Origin of the sequence: Paenarthrobacter aurescens (assembly GCF_025421775.1) — a bacterium.
GTDB classification, from domain to species: Bacteria; Actinomycetota; Actinomycetes; order Actinomycetales; family Micrococcaceae; genus Arthrobacter; species Arthrobacter aurescens_B.
In genome coordinates, this window is sequence record NZ_JAOEFX010000001.1 from 700040 (window position 1) to 720618 (window position 20579).

The window sequence follows — 20579 nt, forward strand, 5'->3', positions numbered from 1 at the left end:
AGCCGTCTGCATCACCCTCAGCAAAGACAAAGTCGGCGCAACCCTCCGCATCGGCCTCCCCAAACAACCCACGGAGGGAGACTTTCCGTCTCAGACTGACGCTGCAGTGAGGATCAGGTCCTCTAAGTAACCTTGCACGGCAAGAATACTAGAGGTTCGTTTGAGAACTTTGAGTTCTTCGACTGTCAGGATCTGATCCGAGAGCACGCGCGAGACGGTGCTACGTTAGGCGTCGGCCAATGTGGCCATATCGTCAATTATTAGATTGATCGCCGACGGGGTGTTTATCGGGCGCTACGGCGGTGTGTAGTTGCCCCTGGATTCGGTTGCGCCGTTCCAAGCATGCTCCATCTTGGATTCATTGATTGTTGCTGCGGGGACCTTGTCCGTTCTGCGGACATCAATGGGAGTCTTGCCCGAAAACACCCAGTGTTCGGGCGTGGCGAGTTGCCCATGGCGAGGCCCCCGATAGCCTAAAGGACACAGCTGAACAATAACGTATGCACGCTCCGTAGCGTGGAGGGGAAACACTACAAATGGGCATACCTGTCGCCGCGTCTGACCTCGGACGAAAGTGGATCAGTGACTAGCGAGCTTCGGATTACCGCACCATTTGAGGTAGCCTCACTTCCAGCAGAAGGCCTACCCCTTGAGCGTCTCCGGACCATCATCCAGGACTCACATGTCAGCTTTCTCATTGGGGCCGGGTCGTCAGTCCCCTTCATCGCCCCGCTCGGTGATGTGGAGAACGCCCTGACGGAGCTCAACGAGCCTGATGACGAGACTCAGTTGGCCCGCGCGTCTCTGCAGGGCTACTTCTTCGACCGGGTTCTGCTGCCAAATCTCCGCCTGCTCAACGCAAGGAACGACGCAGACGCCCAGAAGCTAATCAAGTCCTACGGGCGCTTCGTCGGTGCACTCAACCGCGTCTTGCTGAAGCGGCGCAGCACGCTTCTGGGCAAGCAGGTAAACATTTTTACCACGAACGTCGATATGGCCTTCGAACACGCACTGGAGCTGCTCGAAATCGACACCAACGACGGCTTCGCCGGAAAGATCCAGCCCAGACTCGACCTTGGCGAATACGGCACCCTACGTTTCCGACAGGGAGCTAGATTTGAGTACCGTTCAGAGATCCCGACATTCAACCTTGTCAAGATCCATGGCTCCGCGGGCTGGAGGCGTCAAGGCGACGAGATCTACTTTGACCACAGCCTCGATGTCATCAAAGCCGTCCACTCAAAGTATGAGGCGGCCAAGGGCACTCTTCTTGAAATCAAAGCACCGAGCGATGTCGATGCCTTAGTGCTGGGACTTTCAGCGACGGGCAGGGCCCTAGATCAGGCTGGTCTTGACTTTGCGGAGGCTTACAAAGACCTTCAGATCGTGAATCCCGAGAAGACGAAGTTCGCGTCGACGGTTCTCAACAAGACCTATTACGAGCTAATCCGTCGCTTTGCTAATGAACTGGAGAAAGAAAACAGCGTCCTACTGACGCACGGCTTCTCATTCCGTGACGAGCATCTTCTTGACCTTGTCCTGCGGACGGCATCAACCAATCCGACGCTCCAAGTGATCATCTTCTGCTATGACCGTGCGTCTTATCACGCAATCAAGTCATTGTTCCCGAGCGAGAAGGTCAAGAACGGGAACGTCCTGTTCGTACGGCCCGCCGAGCCAAAGGCTGACGAAGAAGAACGCAAGTTGTCGCTCGACGTCGTCGTAGAGGATTTCCTCGAACTGCTCCTGGACGAGACATCGCGGCCTGTGGATCACATCATCGAATTCAGACTTGGAAGTGACGAACATGCTTGACGAGGAGGCACTCCATAAGGACGCAGTCTTTAATATTGGCAAGGTCACTTCCGTTGAAGGACGCCGGGTCCGTGTCGCCGTCAACAAACTAAAGAACAGCTCTCACCTCCTTTACCAGGGCAAGATTGTCCGTAATGTCGCAGTCGGCGGCTTCGTCAAGATCGCCAAGGGATTCGTTGAACTTGTCGCGTCGGTCAACGGCGAGCGTGTCAATGAAGATCCTGGAGCCTCTGAGAGTTACAGACGCAACGTTGATTTACAGAACCGTCAGCTCGAAGTCAGCCTTGTCGGCTATTTTGAGAAGGGAGTATTCCGGCGAGGCGTTCGTGAGATGCCTTTACTCGACAACGAGTGCTTTCTGCTCAGCGAGGACGAGTTCAGGGCGATCCACACCTTCGTTTCCGATGATGCGGGAGCCATTCCACTGGGTGTCCTTGCGATGGAACCGACTCAACCCGTACTGGTTGGCGTCGACTCGGTCTTCGCCAGCCATGTAGGCATTTTTGGCAATACAGGCAGTGGCAAGTCCTACACCTTAGCAAAGCTTTATCACGAGCTGTTCGAGAAGTTCCGCGACCAACCCGGCTTCGTGGACCGGTCACAGTTTGTGCTCATCGACTTCAACGGGGAGTACGTCAATCGGGCCCCGGAGACAGCCGCATCGACACCCAATAGATCGTCATCGGTGATCGTGGACGAGCAGTTCAAACAGGAGTATCGGCTCTCCACCCGGACAGACGACGGGCACCGGCTTCCTTTGCCCCGGTCAGCGGTGCATGATCCAGTCTTCTGGGCGATACTCCTAGATGCGACAGAGAAGACACAGGCTCCATTCGTTGCTCGCGTTCTGCGAAACGATTACTGGGACCGCTTACTCCCTGAGCCCGGGGCGCTACTCGAGGTCATTGCTGATGCCGTTGCTCGAGCGACTAAGAGCACTGATCCATCCATGGACCGCATGTTGCCTACGAACTTCCTAGAAGAAATCAAAGACTGCCTTGGATCGAACACGTCTAATGAATTTGAAGCCATGGTGCGAGACTTTAGGGCAAACCTCGGTTACCACAGTTCGACTCATACCTTTTACTGGGGGGTAAAGCCGTCTTGGAAGTTTGCGTCGGATGCTGACTGGAGCCAATTCATCTCTCACAAGATCTCGGCAGTTTCTCAAAGCTTCTCTTCGGTCGACGATGTCGATCTGGTCCGATTCAAACTTGTCCTTCAATTCTATTCCGACATTATCGGTGGATTTATCAACCGAGAGCATATTGGCCCACTCATGAAGCGCCTTGAGAGTCGCATTGACGGAATCAAACGGCTGATCACTGTTTCGGTCGGGACTCCGTCGTCCAAGCCTCTTACTGTGGTGTCCCTGCGCGACGTAAACCTGGACATGCGCAAGGTCCTGCCGATGATCCTCTGTCGCCATCTCTACGAGACCAAAAAGGCTACAGACGCGCTTGGACAGCAGTATCTCAACCTCATCATCGACGAGGCCCACAACATCCTGTCGTTCGAATCCGCCCGTGAGAGCGAGGCTTGGCGCGACTATCGCCTTGAAACTTTCGAGGAGATCATCAAGGAAGGGCGCAAGTTCGGAGTCTTCCTTACGATTGCCAGTCAACGGCCTCACGACATCTCTCCGACGATCATCTCGCAGCTGCACAATTACTTTTTGCACCGTCTGGTGAATGACCTGGACATCAAAGCGATCGAAAAAGCAGTTTCGTATCTCGATCGGACATCGTTCGAGTCGATGCCCATCCTGCCAACCGGTACGTGCATCCTGTCTGGTGTCGCTGCTCAGATCCCAGTCATGGTCACCGTCGGCGAGCTTGAGCCACAATTCACCCCGAATAGTCGCACGATGTCTATCACGGAGGCCTGGGCTAGTCCGGCGACTCGGACTGAGGCGCAACCCGCGGAATCGGTGGAGCCGCCTTTCTAGCTGATTTCCTACGAGGCGGGCCACTAGGTGGGTTACAGCACGGCAGCCTGGCCGGACACGTGCTTAACCTAAGGCGGCGGTGAGGGGAGCCGCCCCTTGAAAAGAAAAGTCAGGGATCGACTATTGAACAAACCGACATGTAGTGCCATGAAGGCTAAGTGGAATGAACCAACCAACATCACCATTAGGATTCCGAGTATCCAGGCTATTTTGCTGGCCATTCTATTACTTGGATCGATCGGTGCCATCGCTTGCGTTTCCATAGCCGTACAAAATGAGACGCCTCACGGCCCGACCCCGACAGTCGCGGTGCCGGTTGAAGGCCCGGCGGCTTGGCTGAGCGCCCAATCAACCTTTTGGGGTGCCGTGGCTGGGGGCATTGGAGCAATAGGAACGGCCGGCGCCCTGTGGCTCGGTGCCCTAACCTTTTTTCGGCAGGTTAGAGACCAGCACCGGGCGCAGTCCTCACGTGTGATAGTTGTGATGGACAAAGGCAAAGGCAAGGGTGCGGGGTACCTCTCACCCAAGGCCGTCGTCACTAACATGAGTGGCTTGCCGATCTATAAAGTCCGGCTCAGGGCTGCCCCACACGATGCTCTTGACGACGGCATGGAAGAGTCAATTCCTGTGCTGGTTGATGAATGGCCGATACCTATACCGGGAAAATATATAGAACACAGTGTGCACGTGGAGTTCCAGGACAGCGCAGGCACAACGTGGATTCGCTGGGTCGGTGGCAGTCTGACGGAGAAAAAGGGCGAGGAATACGAGATTGAATGAAAGCGCCCCGCTCACGCTCCCGGAACCTAATGACGCCCTTCAATACGCCGGCATCCATACAGGGATGCTCGTATAAACGGCTGGACCTCCCTGGGACCGAGCAAACTGGGCAGTTTCCGTGAGGAGTGTTAGCGGAAGTTGACCCACGGTTATTCCCAAGCCGATAACGGCGCATATGTCGGCACCAGAAGGGATTCGCACGCCAGACAATCATCGCTGGCCCAGCTGCGGACCACTTCGTGTGGATCCCAAGTTGAGCGGGCCCCAAAGCCCCAGCCGGGTCACTGATCCGCCGGTGTAAGGCTGGGGAAGCAGAGGGAACCTCAGGCAGCAGCTCTCAACCGATCGTTCGCCAGCTCCGGGATGACCTGGCGTGCTGGCTCCACGGATTCGACGTCCAGCTGGCCCACGTTTTCGTCGGGTGCTTGCAGGATCACACCCGTGGGCGAGACTACGGGGCAACGCTCGTTGCCGAATCGGGGTCCCACCGATTCTTCAATAAGCCCTCCACAGGTGGCCTTACCGTCGCCTTTTCGGAAATTTTGTTACAGAATCTACTCTTGAGATATAAGATGTAATAGAATATACATAGTTGGTTCCGAACTTGAAGGGTCCTAAGGTAATGAAGCGGTTGGCTTCGTACGTTTATGTACGGGAAGAGCGCCCGGTGGGGCTCAGGCCCCGGGAGCACACTGAAGTGCCCTCGGCAAAAGCTTCTCCCCGGCACCCGAGCGATCGACCTCTGCCCTGGTGCGGCGCAGTTCCCGATTTCGGGTCTGCCATCTGGCCCGACTGTGAGGACTAAGGCTCCACTCGGCCTTCTTGCTTCCACAAACATCGTTCGGCAATTTGGCCGGCTCGGACGTCGCCGGTCACCCGTACCAGTATCGATGACGATGAAACTCGGGTTACCAAAATCCCGCTGGCTTAGTGTGCCGCGGCGGGCAGGATGCGTCTGATGGCTGCGTTGATGGCGTCGTCACGCTCCCTTCCGCGACTGATGGTCAGTTCAATTTCCAATGCAGTCTCCTTTCATGCCAAAACCAGTGCCAGACCCCCACTGGTGGAGCGTCCCGGAAAGACAACCAGGACGGTCCGCTGCACCTTCGCAGGCTTAGGCCAGAACGGCCTCTGCCGCGGCTTCTCCCATCCGAATGGCGCCATCGATGTGGGTGTATCCAATGCCGGCAATGTCTGAGCAAGCGAAATGGATGCGACCGACGCTGGATCGAATACTGTCGCGGTAGCGGGTGAGCCCTCCGATGTCGAAACTTGTACCGTAGGCTCCCCGGGTGTAGACCTCGTTGACCCAGTCGCTCTCGTAGTACACGGTGGGCTTCAATGCGCCCTCCCCGAAGTAGGCTGCGAATGAATCGAGGATGGCTTTCTTTCGCTCAGTAGGATCCTTCGCATAGAGATCGTCCGCGACATGGTCCGATACAAAGCCAACGAGCGTTCCACCCACATAGTCGTGAGGGGTGTTGTCGTACGCTTCGTGCACAGTTTGGTAGGGACTGAACGCAGTACCGGAAAGGCCCTTTTCACGCCAGAACGCGCTGGGGTAGAACGCTTGGACCTTGATTACCTGGCCGCTGGAGAGGTGCTGGGCCATCTGCTGCTTGACAGAGGGCAGAGCGGGCTGGAAATCGATGCGCGTGAGCAGGTGCGGACCAAGCGCAATGATGACATGCTTCGCCTGAACGGAAAGGTTCTCCGCGGTCACGGTCACATTGCCCTCAGCAGTAACGATGCTCTTGACATCGGTGCTGAGGTGGATGTTTTCGAAGCCGACGCGTTCGGCCAGCCCCTGCGGAACCTGATGCATTCCTCCCTTAACGCGCTTGTCCAGGATGAAGTCCGGGTCGACGAGCTCATTGAAGCCGCCTGCACTGGCTGCCATCATCAAGGCCTGCAGGAGCGAGAACGCGTAGGACGGCTTTGTCAGCATGGCCCCGGCAACGAAGAGGGCAATGTTGTCCCTGGCTTCCTGGTCCTGGCTTTGCTGCTGCAGCCAAGACGCGAAGGAGACTGAATCGAATTCTGAAGCGTTCGGGTGTTCCCAGGGTTGCGCCGGATCGATCTCGTGTGACAGCTTGTCCAGGAGCTCTATCAGGCGAACGATCTCCGATTCGGTCTCAGGGCTGGCCGGGAAAATCTCGCCTTCATATTGGCGGTTCTCGCCGCTGCCGTTGACGTACACGTTTTTGCCTTCGCGGTAACGGGAGTAGGTCTCCAAGCCGAGCCCGTCGAGAAGAGCGAGGAGCTTTTCCTGATCGGGGGCAATCCACTGCCCGCCTACTTCAACGAGGCAGTCGTCATGGATCTCGCTGTGCACACGGCCGCCTACACGGTCCCGGGCTTCCAGTACAACAACGTCGCGTCCGGCGGCAATCAACTGCGTGGCAGCGGTTAGTCCCGCCATGCCCGCGCCGATGATGACGACGTCTGTCGAAATTTCCTTCATTGGTGTTTCCTTACAATCATTGTGGTCGAGGTGATGACGCCGTATTGGGCTTGTTAGCCCTTCACGACGCGATAGTGACTGCTGCTTCGGTCGACGGCCCCGCGGATGAACCCTCCTGGGCTGGCTGCAACGGCCGAGAGGAAGTCCACTGTTTCTTGGGTGATTTCCTCGCCCGGAAGAAGGTTCGGGATGCCGGGTGGATAGGCGGCGAGGGTATCGGCGGAAATCCGGCCGGCAGCCTCACTGGCCGGTACCAGGTCGTGGTCTCGTAGGAAGGCCTCGCGTGGTGACATGCGACGCTGTCCCGCGGCGGGGATTGGTATCCCCAGTTCTGTGAGGTCGGTGGTGGCCAGGGAGCTGTGGCCCAGAACCTTCCGGGCTTGATCAATGCTCTCCATGATCCGGCTGGCGTCGGGCATGGCCCCGGCTCCGAGAAGGGCCACCACTGAGTTGTGGGTTGAGGCTTCGAAGTAGACGCCGTGTTCGTTGGCGACATATTCCTTCAGCTCATGACCGGATACTCCGGTGGCGGATACGTCGATGGCGACGTGGAGCGGATCGTGGGTGAGAATATCGAGGAATTCCGCGAAGGAGTCCTCAACCAGGTCCAGATATGGGTTCTCACGGACTAGCTGGCGCAGTGAGTCGGCACTCTGAACTGAGGCTGCAATGCGTTCTTCCCCTGTCACTAGAAAGTGCCTGGCGATGTCCAGGGAAGCCAGCAGCCAGGTGTTCTCGGACGTGGATTGCGTCAGTCCGAAGGCGCGGTCGATGAGTGGTTCGAGTTCGTCGGCGAAGGGGCCCTCGGCGAGGTGCAGCATTGCCGATTGGGTCAGGCTGCCGCCCAGTTTGTGGGTACTGGAGATGACGAGATCAGCTCCGAGGTTGATGGGATTTTCCGGGACCGAGCTGCTGAATCCGAAGTGTGCGCCCCAGGCAGCGTCGACTATCAACGGAAGTCCGTAGCTGTGCACGACCGTAGCGATTCCTTCTACGTCCGCCACGGCACCGAAGTAGCTGGGGCTGATGATGTAGACAGCGACCGGCGGCTCGGTGAGTTCAGCAAGTCGCTCCTCCACTGCAGCTGCTGATACGCCGTGGGCTATTCCTCGTTTGAGGTCCAGGTTGGGAAGGACGAACTCCGGGGTCAGCCCTGAGAGAACGAGCCCGTCCACGAACGAGCTGTGGGTGCTTCGCTGAGCCAGTAGGTGCTCCCCCAGGCCCCTCAAGGCGATGGCGGTGATGCGGTTGCCTTGGGACGCCCCGTTGGTCAGGAACCACACCCGCCGGGCCTTCCATGCCTGGGCTGCGAGTTCCTTCGCCTGGTCAAGGGGGTTTCCGTCCCCTTTGTCCAAACCGGTTAGCAGCGGTGTGAAGTCCTTGTGGAACGGCTTGGATGCGATGAAATGCTCCAAGCGTTCGGGGACGCCGCCTCCTTCGGCTCCATGGCCGGGGACGATGACCCGGACCAGATCGCGTCCACTGAAGGCGTTGAGCGCATCTGCGTAGGGTGTTTGGCCTTGATTCATGTTCCATCCATCCAGACTGGTCGGCGGCATTGCCGTGAATGTGTACTGCTATAAGTGTAATAGAAATTACATTTATAGCAAGAGAAGCAAGATTGTATTAGATATTAGAGCCGAGCCGCCGTCTTAACGCAGAAACCCGACCCCGAAGCGGGGCCGGGCTTACCACGCGTAACCTTTACAGCACTGCCTCCTGCGCCTCAGCCGAAGCTTCGACCGCCTCAAGACGGCTCCGTCCCCGATCACCCAGGCTGTCAGTGACAGCGGCGATGATGGCTTCCGTCAGGGCTGTTGCGGGCACGAGGGAGTCGAAGGGTGAGGGCGCTTCGACCCGGCACGTGACGACAATGTCGGCCGATTTTGCCACAGGCGAGAGCCAGTTGTCGGTCATCAGCGCAATGGTCGCACCTTTGGCCCGCATGGCCGCGACGAACTGCGCCGTAACCTCGTCATAACGCCGGTAATCATAAGCAATCAACAAAGTTGACGGCCCGGCATCAGTCACGGCGGCCAGTCGAGGCAACTCATCCCTTGGAATCAGTTGAATCCGCGGACGGATCAACTGAAGGTGGCTGGCCAGGTAATCAGCCAGAAGGCGGCTGAAGCGACCGCCGACAATTCTAACTTCCCTCGATTCGTCAGAGAGGAAACGAACCAAGCGGTCGAATTCCCACCGCGAAAGTTCACTGAAAGTCGACTCGATACTGGAATGGAAGACGTCCCTGGCGCGGTCAAGAACACTCTCATCGGTGGGAGGCTCCTTGACGTCATACTGCTTCAACGGCGAGCCCATCCCCTCGTTGATCTCATGGACCAACGCCTTTTGCAGGTCGGGGAATCCCGAATAGCCCAACCGCGTAGCGAACCGCAGCACAGTTGGAGGACTGACTCCGGCATCGCCCGCCAGCTGGGCCACCGTAGAGAGCCCAGCAGCCGGATAGGAGGCCAGCAGCGCCCTAGCGACCTTCCGCTCTCCCTTACTCAGTGAGTCCATGGAGTTGGCAATCGTCCGCTTGAGGTTTCGTTCGGAGTGAAGCTCTTCGACCTGCATGCCATGATCCTATCGCCGCATAGTACATTTCTGAACTATCTATTACAGAAACGTGTTCAAAGCTTCCTGTTACGGCTCCTTGGGCAATTGCAATCGCCGTCCGGTCGGAACACGGCAACCAGAAGCGCAGCCAGGGTCGCAGGGTGGGACCGGCACAACCGCGCACCGGTGCCTAACCGTGCCAGCAGGAAGAAGGCCTGCACGCTAGTTATCCTCTCCAGCATCGACGCCGCAGAAATTCATTGCTGCAAGTGCGTACGTCTTCGCCGCGGTGACCAACTGGTGCAACGGCACGGACTCGTTTTCCGCGTGCGCCTTGCTGGCCACCCCTGGTCCGTAGATGATGCCCGGCGAACCCTGCTGTTGCAGCCAGGTCACGTCGCAGACACCGAAGAAGCCACTCTGAACAGGTGCCGCATCTGTCCCTCCACCCATGGCCTCCTGATGGGCGTTCATGAACGTGGGAAGCAGTGCATGACCGGGGTCAAGAGTGTAAGGCGGCCACTCCAGCTTCCATTCGATGGTCGCAGGATGTTCACGCAGCCACGGATCCCCGGCACAGGCCCGGTTCACGGTTCTGGTGATCTCCTCCATCACTTCTTCATTGCTCCGCCCCGGATGGTGCAGTGCGCAATACTGGATGCTGGCCGTATCAGCCAGGAAGAACGGCACATCAATGCCTTGCGGATTGGCCTTCATGACGCCCGGGAGCAAGTTGAAATGCCCCGGAGTGAAGAGGGGGTGACGGTCACGGTAAGCCCACTCGTCCTCGAGGTTCCGCAGAGCCTGGTAGATGACCCACAGCTTGTCGACGGCGTTCACGCCCAGGCTTTGTCCGTCCAAGACCGGATGGAGGGCATGACCCCTGAGTCCGGCGTGGGCGGTCTTGCCCTCAATGGAAACTGAGAACCACAGCAGACCTGGTGCCGTAGGTGAAATGGTGGGCGGCCCGTCGTGCAGGTTCGTCGGTTCGCACACAACGGTCGCGTCGGCCTTGTACCCGGCTTCCATGACGGCGGTGGTTCCAGCAAGGTGGTCTCCGACTTCTTCACCGACGACCGAATGCAGGATCAGGTCCCCGCGGAGCCGGATTCCGGCATCGGCTAAAGCCTTGACCGCATAGGCATGGGCAATTAGGCCGCTTTTCATGTCGGTGGCCCCGCGGCCGATGACCTCCTCGTCGGTGAGTTGACCCTCGAAAGGCTGCACCGACCAACGGCCGGAGGCTTCAGCCGGCACCACATCGACATGTCCATTGAAGGCCAACGACCGGCCTCCTCCTGATCCAGGAATCCGGCCGCAGGCGTTCGCCCTGCCCTTTTCCGTTTCGACCATCTCGACGCTGGCGCCGGCGCTGCGGTAAAGATCGGCCATGAAGTCACTCATGTCCCCTTCGCCGCCGACAAGCTTCTGGTAGTCCTGCCCGGGGTACTTGGGATTGATGCTCCTGATGCGGATGGCGTCGGTGAGTGAAGCGGCCATGGACGGCGCTGCATCATCCAGGGCACGCAACACCTGGGCCCGCTGGTCTGCTGGGGTGTTCATTTTTCCTCTGTCCGTTGTTCTTCGCTCTCGATTAGTACTTCCACAAGTGCAGGTCGATCTTGTCGTCCTTGTCCAGATCACCGAACTTCCCAAGTTCCTGGGCATGGACGGCGACGAACGCATCGATCAGATCCGAGCCCAGGGCACCCCTGATGACCGTGTTGGCCCGGAGGAACTCCAAGCCGAGTTGCTGGGAGGAGGGCAGCTGCTCGATGCCCTTTTCCAAGCGGTCCTGGACCGGCACCAGGGAGGGGTCAATGGAGACCGGGGGTTTCAGCGCAGCCTGCGTTGCCACACCATGCTGGGTCAAGGCCAGCACGGTAGCGACCACGAGGTAGGGGTTGGCTGTAGGGTCAACGATTTTGACTTCGCAGTTGGCTGAGCTGTCCCCGTACCCCGCTGTTCCCTTAATGAACCGGAGGGCCGCCTCGCGGTTTTCCAAACCCCAACAGGACCAGGCACCTGACCACATGCCCGGGGCCAGTCGGTCAAAGCTCAACACACTCGGCGCCAGAAGCGCCGTAACGCTGGGAAGGTTTTCCTGCAGTCCGGCAATCATCTGCGCCCCGGCTAGGCCCATATTGTAGGGCAGCTCACCGTTGCTGAAGACGTTGCCTTCGCTGGTGGACGCGGAGAAGTGCAGGTGTGCGCCGTTACCGATGCCGTTGGAGACCGTGATGGGCGAGAAGGAGACGAGGAGGTCATGGCGCTGAGCGACGCGGCGTGCGATCAGTCTCACCAGCACGGAGGTGTCGGCTGCCCGAACCGGCGAGGAAGGTGCAACGGACAGTTCGACTTGGCCTTTGCCGTATTCGGGGTGGACCTGCTCCACTTCAACGCCTGCGTTCTGAAGGTCGTGCAGGAGGTCCAACAGGAACGCTTCCAGTTCCAGGAAGGCAGCCAATCCGTATCCTGGGCCGCCGTGGCCCAGCCGGAGTCCTTCAGCATCTTTCCGGAAAACGGTGAATTCGTACTCAAAGGCCATCAGGTATTCGAAGCCGTTGCGTCTGGCATCTTCGTCCAGTCGGCGTGCGGCCGAACGCTGGCAGGTGGGCATCGGTGAGAGGTCCTGGTCCAGTTGGTCCGCCGGAGCCCAGCTTAGGTTTGCTCCCAGCGGGACGGCTGCCTCCAGGTCAGGGACGAGGCGCATATCACCAACGGGTGAGGAGTCGTTGATCACGGCAATGGAATCGTCCACGCAGATCGTGGCGAAGGCCGGCGAGAGTCCTATGCCCTTCTTTGCCACGGAGCCGATTCTCTTGGCCGGCAGCAGCTTGACGCGCGATACGCCCGCGTTGTCCACGATGGTGGTGAGGAGATCCGTGGAGGGGATGCTGGAGTCGTGGTGGTTCATGATGGCTCGCTGTTCATGCTGAGGAAGTCATCGACTTCCGTTGGAATGGTGAGGTGTTGCTGGGCCGAAAGGAATCCTGCGAGAAGTGCTTCGGCGACGTGGCCGACGGCGTTGTCGGTAGGGAGGAATTTGGCGTGGTGAAGGCCCGGTTCCGCCGAAGCTCCCGTTCCCACACCCACGAAAATCATGGCCGAGGGGACAACTTCGCAGTAGTAAGCGAAATCATCTGCGCCGCAGGAACGCAGTTCGGTTTCCAGGTCGTATCCGAGTTCGGTCAGCATGTGCCGGGCGCCATGGATCAGGTCCCGGTCATTTTCGAGGACGGGTTCACCGTCGGAGATGGCCACTTGTGAAGAGCATCTGTAGCCGGCGCTGACGCCTTGGGTAATGTCTGTCAGCTGAGTCAGGATCTGTCGCCGTTGTTTGCTGGAAAAGGAACGCACCGTGCCGCGAAGGCTGACCTCGTCAGGGATGACGTTGGCCGACGATCCTCCGTGGATTGACCCGATGCTGACCACCGCCGGTGTCATGGGGTCCGCGGTGCGCGAAACGATCTGCTGAAGCGCGCTGACCACTGCCGCGGCCGCCACGACAGGGTCGTTGACCAGATGAGGGTAGGCGGCGTGGCCACCATGGCCGGTGATACGGATCTCGAATTCATCGGCCGAAGCGTTGACGGGGCCCTCTGCAGCTGAGATGTCGCCCGATGCCAGCCGAGGTTGGGTGTGTGCACCGATGACCGCACCGATGTTGGCTTCAGCCCATTCCGGTGCTGCCAGAAGATCAACCGCCCCACAGGGGTAGACCTCTTCCCGCGGCTGCAGGAGCGCCACGACGGGAAGGTCAGGGGCGGTCTCGCGGAGGGTAAGGATTGCCGCGTAGAGGGCTGCCATGTGCACGTCGTGCCCACAGGCGTGCATTGCCCCATTCGTTGATGCCCAACTGACATCGGTTTCCTCAGTGATCGGCAGAGCATCGAGTTCGGCGCGAAGGGCAACCGCAGGTCCTTCCTGCGGACCGAACCGAAGGATCCGGCCGTCCTTGATGGAGGGTGCAGAGGGCATCCCCAGAAGCGCAGCCAGCTGCTCTGCCGTGCCGGCTTCGGTTCCGCCCAGCTGCGGGTTGGCGTGCAGGTCTTTCCGGAGCTCAACGGCGGCCGGCAGGTGGCGCTGCAGCTGGCTTCGAAGCTCGTGGATTGTTGGTACGTATGTCACAGGGAATACACCCGTTCTGCGTTGCCGTGTGCAATCGCGTTGATGTAGCGTTCGGCGTCAGAGTGGCTGAGAACTCCTTCAGAGACCCATTCGCCGAAGATTCGTCCGATGGCCCGACGCCAGAGTCCGACGTTGCAGAGGTACAGTTCCGAGAGCCCGTATGCATCGCTGGAGAACAGGATCTTGCCGAAGGGAGCCAGCTCCAGGGATTCCCTGACCAGAGCATCGGAGGCAAATCCCGTGAATGCCATGGCGGCACCGGTGTCCAGATAGACATGCGGGTACACCTGAGCCAGGAAAGCGGCTTCCCGCTGGAAGGGGTAGCAGTGCAGCAGCATGATGTCCGATCCGCTGGTTCTTGTCCGGCGGATGAATTCAGTCATCCGGGTCGGGTCACATCTGTATAGGTTAATGTCCGAGTCACCGTAGCCGACGTGGAACTGCAGGGGGCGACGACGATCCACTGCCTCCCAAATAAGGTGACGCATCAGTACCGGGTCGGCCAGCCTGCCCTTCCAGGTGCCGACATCACGCTGGGCAAGCAAGCCCTCGACGGCGGCGGCAACCTCGGCTTGCCCGGGCCTGTCGGGGTCAAAATCCAGACCGTACCGGTAGGCGATGATGGACTTGAAACCCCGCCCCGTCGCGGCGGCCTCGTCCAACGCTCCGGCCAGTTTGAGGTTGAAATCCTCCGCTGACTCGGCGGTGTTGATAATCGATTCGGCGATGACTTCAAGCCGGGCTATCGTCTGGCACGGCTTGCCGCTGGTCTGTTCAAGTTCCGCCACAGTGAGCATTGATGGATGCGAAGCCCCTGTCTCAATGAGGAACTTGTCGATTCCGGTTGCCTGCAGCAGCCGCTCATTAACTTGCTGAGCCCCGAGCCGGTCCCTGACCGCGACATACTCGGCGGCCGAGGAGTTCGGTGCCAACCCCAGCAGCGGAGAGCAGAACGACCGCACAGCAATGCCCACGGGGGAATCAAAATTGCTCGTCCCAGCCGGCGGCGGCCAGTCCGATTCGGTCAGCAACGACTCCAGCTCGTCGTGGTCAAGATCCCCGCCCATCACGCTGTGACAGTGGTGGTCAACCAAGGAAACTTTGGTCGCCAATTCCAGTTCGTACGTCACCACACAGTCCTCACATTGAAATTTTTATTACACATTTGATCAGTAAAGCTACTTGCGAAACCACTTCACCGCAAGAGGTTGAGGGTTGAAAGCACTTGACTACAGCGGCAGCCGTGACTCATCAGCCCTCGGTTTGGCAATGAATCTGCGCCGCCCCTGCAGTCAACTTTCGCACCAGTTTGCACCATCGACCCCAATGAATGATTTGTTACATTCTGCCTATTGACCCATGGCTATGTAATGAACTTTACTTGCTGTATTGCAGATCACAACTACCGGAGTAAATCATGTCCCCAACACTGAACCGCCGGCACCGCCGGCTGGCCGCTGCCCTCGCAGTAGCCGCTCTGGCCGTTACCTCCCTGAGCGCATGCGGAGGAAGCTCCAGCGCAGGAGAGAACGACCCCATCACCCTGGGCCTGCTGGCCCCATTGACCGGCAGCGCTGCCGCAGATGGCAAGCTCATGGAACAAGGCGCCCAGCTGGCGATCGAAACGCTCAACGCCAATGGCGGCGTCAACGGACGTCAGATCAAGCTGCAAACCTCCGATGTCCGGGACCTCAAATCAGATGCAGTCTCTGCAGCAGTTGCCAAGCTGACGTCCGATACAAGCGTCGCCGCCGTCCTCACTGGCTACGCCAGCACGACGAACTTTGAGATCGACCAATTGGCCGAAGCCGGAATCCCGTACATTTTGGGCGGCGGCAGCACCCAGACCGAGGAAATCATCCGCAAAGCACCCGACCGCTACTCGGGCATCTGGTCCATCGCGCCCAGCTACGCGGGCTACGGAACCGACCTGCCCGAACAGTTGGATGAATGGAACTCCGATGGGACCTTCCCACTGCGGAACCGCAAGGCCTACATCATCTCCAGCGACAACCCTTACTCCAACGGAATCGCCGGCGGCCTGCAAAAGAGCCTCACCGAGAAAGGCTGGACTGTCTCCGGCCCCGATGTTGTTCCCTTCGGTGAAGTGAACGACTGGACGACGCAACTGACCAAAATCCGCCAGGTCGACCCGTCGTTGGTCATCAACCTTGACTACCTGACCGCCAACGCCGCGAAGTTCCTGACCCAATTCCGTCAGAATCCGAGCAACTCCCTGGTGGTGTCCCAGTACGCGCCCAGCGTTCCCGAATTCATCGAACTGACCGGAGAAAACGCCAACGGCGTCCTTTACAACCTCCCCTTTGCACCCCTGCAGACTTTGCCTGAAACCAAGGAGCTCGAGAAGAAGTTCAAGGACAAATACGACACGGGCCTGAGCCTGTACAACGTCGCTTTGTACGAACAGGTCATGCTCTGGGCAAAGGCAGCAGAGAAAGTCGGAGACGCCTCCAAGCGCGAAGAGGTAGGTGCCGCTATCGGAACCCTGGATGAGAAGACCGTGCTGGGCAGGGTTCACTTCGATCCTGACTCCCACCTGGCAGTTGCCGGCACCGACGGTGTGCCGATGACCTACTACCAGATCCAGTCCGGTCAGCGTGTCACCATCGCCCCCAACGAATACGCCGACACCAGCCTGCAGAAGCCGTCATGGATCCGTTAGTCTCCTCGGCCTCCACTCCGGCGCTGCTAAGCATCTCCAACGCCAGCAAAATCTTCGGCGGTTTCCGCGCCGTTGATAACGTCTCACTACGAGTGGACGAAGGTGAAGTCCTAGGCATCGCCGGCCCCAACGGGGCTGGCAAAAGTACCCTGTTCAATCTTGTCTCCGGCGTTCCGTTCGGTCCCGATGGCGGCTCCATCCACTTTGACAACCAACGGATCGACAGGCTTCCCGCACACGCCATCGGCAGACTGGGCCTGCGCAGAACCTTCCAGGCCGAACAACTCTTTGCCACCCTGTCCGTCAGGGATAACGTGCTCGTCTCCGCCAAATACCTTGGCAGCGGATCCAGGTCCGGGGCAGATACCGACGAAGCCTTGGAGAGGGTGGGCCTAACCGGTCACTCACAGGCGCTGGCCAGCGACATCCCTCTGTTGGCCAAGAAGAAGCTCATGATTGCCAGCGCGCTCGTAGCCAAACCCCGGTTGCTGATGCTCGACGAACCAGCCGGAGGTCTGAACACAGATGACCAGGCCGAACTCGTCAGCCTACTGCGTGAACTTCAAGGACAGGGCCTTACCTTGATCATCATCGAGCACGTGCTCAGCGTACTGCGCCAGCTCGCGCACCGGATGATCATCCTCTCCTCCGGACGGCTCCTTGCAGAAGGTGCCCCGGATGAGGTTCTAGCCAACCCTCTGGTTTTGGAGGCGTATCTCGGAAAGGCACCAGCAGCATGACCAGCCAGCACAGCAACGCCGGTTCCTGCCTTCTGGACGTATCATCCCTGCGGGCAGGGTACGGCCGGATGCAGGTAGTCGAAGACCTGTCCCTTCACCTGGCCACAGGCGAATCGTTGGCGCTTCTTGGCCCCAACGGGCACGGAAAGACCACTGCGCTGCGCGCCCTGACCGGGCTCGGACGCATCACCAGCGGCACAGTCCTCTTCGATGGAGAAGACCTCACAGGGAAACCCGCTTATGACATCGTGCGTAAAGGCTTGATGCATATCCCCCAGGCCAGTCAGCTCTTTCCACGTTTGAGCGTCGAGGAGAATCTGCTGCTTGCCGGCCGCTTGCCTGGCGCCAAGGAAAGCCGCCACGAGACTCTGGAGATGGTCCAACAACTGTTCCCCAAACTGGCCCAGCGTCGGGACCAGCTCATCGGTACACTCTCAGGCGGTGAACGCCAAATGGTGGCAATTGGCATGGGCCTGATGTCCAAGCCCAAACTGCTGATCCTGGACGAACCCACCCTGGGGCTGGCACCGAAAGTGCGATACGAAATCCTCGAGACCCTCCACGCCGTACGTGAAACCGGGCTCTCGCTCATCGTGGCGGACGGTGACATCGACTTCCTCTTTGACCTCACCGACCGCTGGCAACTTGTCGAAATGGGCAAAGTCGTGGCCTCCGGTTCAACGGCCAACCGCCCCTCAGACGAAGAAATGATGAACATGTTTATTGGTGGACACGCCACTCCGGCGCCCAATCCGCAAGGAGGTCTCCGACATGGTTGAGATTCTCCTATCCATCCTGATCTCCGCCATTGTGCTCGGATCGCTGTATTCCCTGCTGGCGAGCGGCCTGTCATTGATCTGGTCAACGCTTGGAGTCTTCAATTACGCCCACGGAGCCCTGCTCTTACTTGGTGCCTACACCATCTGGTCACTCTCAGAACGCGCCGGCCTTCCCGTGGCACTTGCCTTCGTCATAGCGGTTCCCGTGATGGCAGGACTCGGAGCCCTGCTCGAAATGATCGCCGTAAGGCCTTTCATCAACCGACCGAATGGAACACTCCTGGTTATGGTCTCAACACTGGCAGTGGCCAGTGCCGTGGAAGGCATCGCCCAGCTTGTTTGGGGACCGCAGAACCGGCAGATTCAACCGCTGACATCGGCCACCCTCGCCGTGGGCGACATCCAGGTTGCCGTGACCACCCTGTTCGCATTCGGCCTGACCCTGACTCTTGTGATCGGGCTGATCGTCATCCTCCGCAAGACCCAGTGGGGCGCGGCCGTGCGTGCCGTGGAACAGAACAGGGACATGGCGATGTTGGTCGGTATCCGTCCGGCCAGAATCTACGCCTCGGTGTTTGCCATCGCGTCCGTCCTGGCGTGCGCGGCGGCCCTGGTCTACGCGACAACGACCACCATCACACCGGCCAAGGGATTCGAGCCGCTGCTGACAGCATTCGTGGTTCTGGTTTTCGGCGGTTCAGCATCACTGTGGGGAACACTCATCGGAGCGTTCTCGATCGGTCTTCTCGATTCGGCCACAACGTACTGGCTGGGTCTGCAATGGAGCCCGGTGGCCGTCTTCGTTCTGCTCGTCCTGGTCATGCTCGTCAGGCCGCAGGGACTCATTAGAGGCAGGTCATGATGAGAAATCTCCTCTCAAGGCCCGGCTGTTGGGTTTTGGCGGTACTGGTCGTCGCCGCTTTGCCGTTCCTGGTCCAAGGCCCGCTGCGCATCGTGGCCATCAGCGCCTTGATCTATGCCATGCTCGCAGCGAGCTGGAACCTCACTCTCGGGTTCGGGGGTATATTCAACTTCGCCCACGTCGGATTCTTCGGCGTTGGGGGCTACACGATGGCTGTCACCAGCGTCTCCTGGCAGTGGAACCCTTGGCTGTCCTTAATTGCCGCAGCCCTCACAGGCGGTATCGCCGGAGCCTTGGCGTACTTGCCTGTGGTGAGAATGAGAGGGATCTACATCGCGCTGATCACCTTCGTCTTCGTTCAGCTTTGCTACTATCTTGTCCTGGCCACGCCAGGACTAACCGGTGGCTCAAACGGACTCTCGGGCGTCCCGGCACTGCGGATCGGCACACTCTCGCTGGCAGCTACCACAGGACAGGGCTACCTTTGGTTGCTCGGCGCCAGTCTTCTGGCACTGTACATCCTGCTCCAAGCAGTGATGAACAGCGGCTTCGGTAAAAGCTTGATCGCTTTGCGTGACAACGAAAACCTGGCCGTCAGCCGGGGCATGAACCGGATCCGGCAGCAGATCCTCGCGTTCATTCTGAGCGGGTCGATTGCCGGGGTTACCGGCGCCCTCTATGTGTCCTATTTCAGGGTGGCCGACGTGACTCTGTTCAGCTTTGGGTTCGTAACTCTCGGGTTGAGCATGATCTTCCTGGGCGGCACCGGCCACATCTGGGGTCCCATGCTCGGCGCCCTCGTCGTCACCCTGCTCGACAGGCAACTCACAGAACTCGGCTCGTGGAGGGCCATCCTCATCGGATTCGGGACTTTGGTTGTCCTCATTTTCCTGCCACGGGGAATCGCAGGCGTCCTGGTCGCCGCAAGGTCGTCCCTATCCAGGCGCAGGACAAGAGAACGGACAGAAACACCCAACACCAATAATTCACGAGGTCTCTCACCAAGCGAGAAGGAACCGGAGCCCACCACCACTCGATAAGAGCTCAAGAAAGGCACCGGCGCAGGTCCGGTGGCAGCACCACTGCCACCGGACCCGCCTTTTTGTACCGGCCACGAAGCCGCGGCCCGCTGAAAGGGAAAAGCTCAACAATGACAGGAACACCGAACTGCCACCCGCAGTGCTTCGCGCGACCCGGATGGAGACGTCAAAGACTATGACGCCCAACGACTTGTCGGCTTTCCCGCCTCTTACGCATCCTTTCCACCACGCATCAGCGCTAAGCCCTCACAGGGTACGGCCTGTGCGGTCATCGGGTTCACCATCTGTGGAGCCCCCCAGGCCCATCCACACCAAGCACCGCCGGCCGAAACGAGGTCACCCAAATGAGTAACGAAGTCTTCTCCCGAGCCCAGGAGAGAGCGATCAGGGCCTGGCTGGCCGGCGAGGACAACACGTCACCGCTTCTGATCAAACAGGGCGTCGAAGAGAAGCCTGACGTGCCGTGGCTGCTTAAGGAAGGGGACCATGTTCATGTCCAAGGAGAAGACACAACGTTGGTCGGTACCGTCGATTGCGTCATGCCGGACGGGTCCATCTTTTGGATCTGGCAGGACGCTGGGGCCGGGCGCATCGCCATCCATGAGCCAGACAATCTCACGGTCACTGTCATCTGAGTTCTTTACGCCAAAAAGCGGGGGCTGCCGGAAGTACTTCCGGCAGCCCCCGCTTCGTACACATGAACAAGGAATAAGCACCAACCGGCAAAACGATCGAGGTCCTGGTCATCAAGGTTGCCTGAAGCAACGTATGCCAAGGC

17 protein-coding genes are annotated in these 20579 nt (G+C 59.1%); 9 read left to right on the forward strand and 8 right to left on the reverse strand.

Translation table 11 applies throughout. The features are described 5' to 3' along the window. The first annotated feature begins 582 nt into the window (after positions 1-582). The 3 genes from N7568_RS03210 (at position 583) to N7568_RS03220 (ending at position 4543) form a co-directional block, all read left to right on the forward strand. Positions 583-1815, forward strand: coding sequence for an SIR2 family protein (locus N7568_RS03210; RefSeq protein ID WP_261608459.1), 1233 nt, complete (start codon positions 583-585; stop codon positions 1813-1815). Beyond that, complete coding sequence (locus N7568_RS03215) at positions 1808-3763, forward strand: ATP-binding protein (protein WP_261608460.1); 1956 nt, start codon at positions 1808-1810, stop codon at positions 3761-3763. Before N7568_RS03210 ends, N7568_RS03215 begins: the two co-directional genes overlap by 8 nt. A 123-nt stretch (positions 3764-3886) precedes the next feature. Further along, positions 3887-4543 (forward strand): hypothetical protein, encoded by a 657-nt coding sequence (locus tag N7568_RS03220; protein ID WP_261608461.1) that lies wholly within the window; start codon positions 3887-3889, stop codon positions 4541-4543. Between the two features lie 323 nt (positions 4544-4866). On the opposite strand, the gene N7568_RS03225 is transcribed toward N7568_RS03220, so the two are convergent. The 8 genes from N7568_RS03225 to N7568_RS03260 all read right to left on the reverse strand — a co-directional run bounded on the left by N7568_RS03225 (position 4867) and on the right by N7568_RS03260 (position 14827). Further along, entirely contained in the window at positions 4867-5031 is a 165-nt protein-coding gene (locus N7568_RS03225; protein ID WP_261608462.1) for a hypothetical protein, read from the reverse strand. Between the two features lie 626 nt (positions 5032-5657). Next, positions 5658-7052 carry a flavin monoamine oxidase family protein gene (locus N7568_RS03230; protein ID WP_368736506.1) on the reverse strand — a complete coding sequence of 465 codons (1395 nt, stop codon included), beginning with the start codon at positions 7050-7052 and terminating at the stop codon, positions 5658-5660. Between the two features lie 8 nt (positions 7053-7060). Then, a complete protein-coding gene (locus N7568_RS03235) occupies positions 7061-8536 on the reverse strand; it encodes an aminotransferase class I/II-fold pyridoxal phosphate-dependent enzyme (protein ID WP_261608464.1) in 1476 nt (491 codons plus the stop codon). Positions 8537-8711: 175 nt separating this feature from the next. Then, entirely contained in the window at positions 8712-9584 is an 873-nt protein-coding gene (locus N7568_RS03240) for a MurR/RpiR family transcriptional regulator (protein ID WP_261608465.1), read from the reverse strand. 204 nt (positions 9585-9788) lie between these two features. Then, positions 9789-11129: a M20 family metallopeptidase gene (locus N7568_RS03245; RefSeq protein WP_261608466.1), complete on the reverse strand. Its 1341-nt coding sequence runs from the start codon at positions 11127-11129 to the stop codon at positions 9789-9791. 31 nt (positions 11130-11160) lie between these two features. After that, positions 11161-12483, reverse strand: coding sequence for a glutamine synthetase family protein (locus N7568_RS03250; protein ID WP_261608467.1), 1323 nt, complete (start codon positions 12481-12483; stop codon positions 11161-11163). Beyond that, positions 12480-13697: a M20 metallopeptidase family protein gene (locus N7568_RS03255; protein ID WP_261608468.1), complete on the reverse strand. Its 1218-nt coding sequence runs from the start codon at positions 13695-13697 to the stop codon at positions 12480-12482. The genes N7568_RS03250 and N7568_RS03255 overlap by 4 nt, the downstream gene beginning before the upstream one ends. Further along, entirely contained in the window at positions 13694-14827 is a 1134-nt protein-coding gene (locus N7568_RS03260) for an amidohydrolase (protein WP_261608469.1), read from the reverse strand. Before N7568_RS03260 ends, N7568_RS03255 begins: the two co-directional genes overlap by 4 nt. 287 nt (positions 14828-15114) lie before the next feature. Here N7568_RS03260 and N7568_RS03265 point away from each other — a divergent pair, with 287 nt between their 5' ends. From N7568_RS03265 to N7568_RS03290, 6 genes are all read left to right on the forward strand, one after another. Continuing rightward, positions 15115-16380: an ABC transporter substrate-binding protein gene (locus N7568_RS03265; RefSeq protein ID WP_261608470.1), complete on the forward strand. Its 1266-nt coding sequence runs from the start codon at positions 15115-15117 to the stop codon at positions 16378-16380. Beyond that, a complete protein-coding gene (locus N7568_RS03270; protein ID WP_261608471.1) occupies positions 16368-17120 on the forward strand; it encodes an ABC transporter ATP-binding protein in 753 nt (250 codons plus the stop codon). The genes N7568_RS03265 and N7568_RS03270 overlap by 13 nt, the downstream gene beginning before the upstream one ends. After that, positions 17117-17899, forward strand: coding sequence for an ABC transporter ATP-binding protein (locus N7568_RS03275; RefSeq protein ID WP_261608472.1), 783 nt, complete (start codon positions 17117-17119; stop codon positions 17897-17899). The genes N7568_RS03270 and N7568_RS03275 overlap by 4 nt, the downstream gene beginning before the upstream one ends. Then, positions 17892-18761, forward strand: a complete 870-nt coding sequence (locus N7568_RS03280) for a branched-chain amino acid ABC transporter permease (RefSeq protein WP_261608473.1) — start codon at positions 17892-17894, stop codon at positions 18759-18761. Before N7568_RS03275 ends, N7568_RS03280 begins: the two co-directional genes overlap by 8 nt. Then, positions 18758-19801, forward strand: a complete 1044-nt coding sequence (locus N7568_RS03285; RefSeq protein WP_261608474.1) for a branched-chain amino acid ABC transporter permease — start codon at positions 18758-18760, stop codon at positions 19799-19801. The genes N7568_RS03280 and N7568_RS03285 overlap by 4 nt, the downstream gene beginning before the upstream one ends. 344 nt (positions 19802-20145) lie before the next feature. Continuing rightward, positions 20146-20436, forward strand: a complete 291-nt coding sequence (locus tag N7568_RS03290) for a hypothetical protein (RefSeq protein WP_261608475.1) — start codon at positions 20146-20148, stop codon at positions 20434-20436. Positions 20437-20579 lie beyond the last annotated feature (143 nt).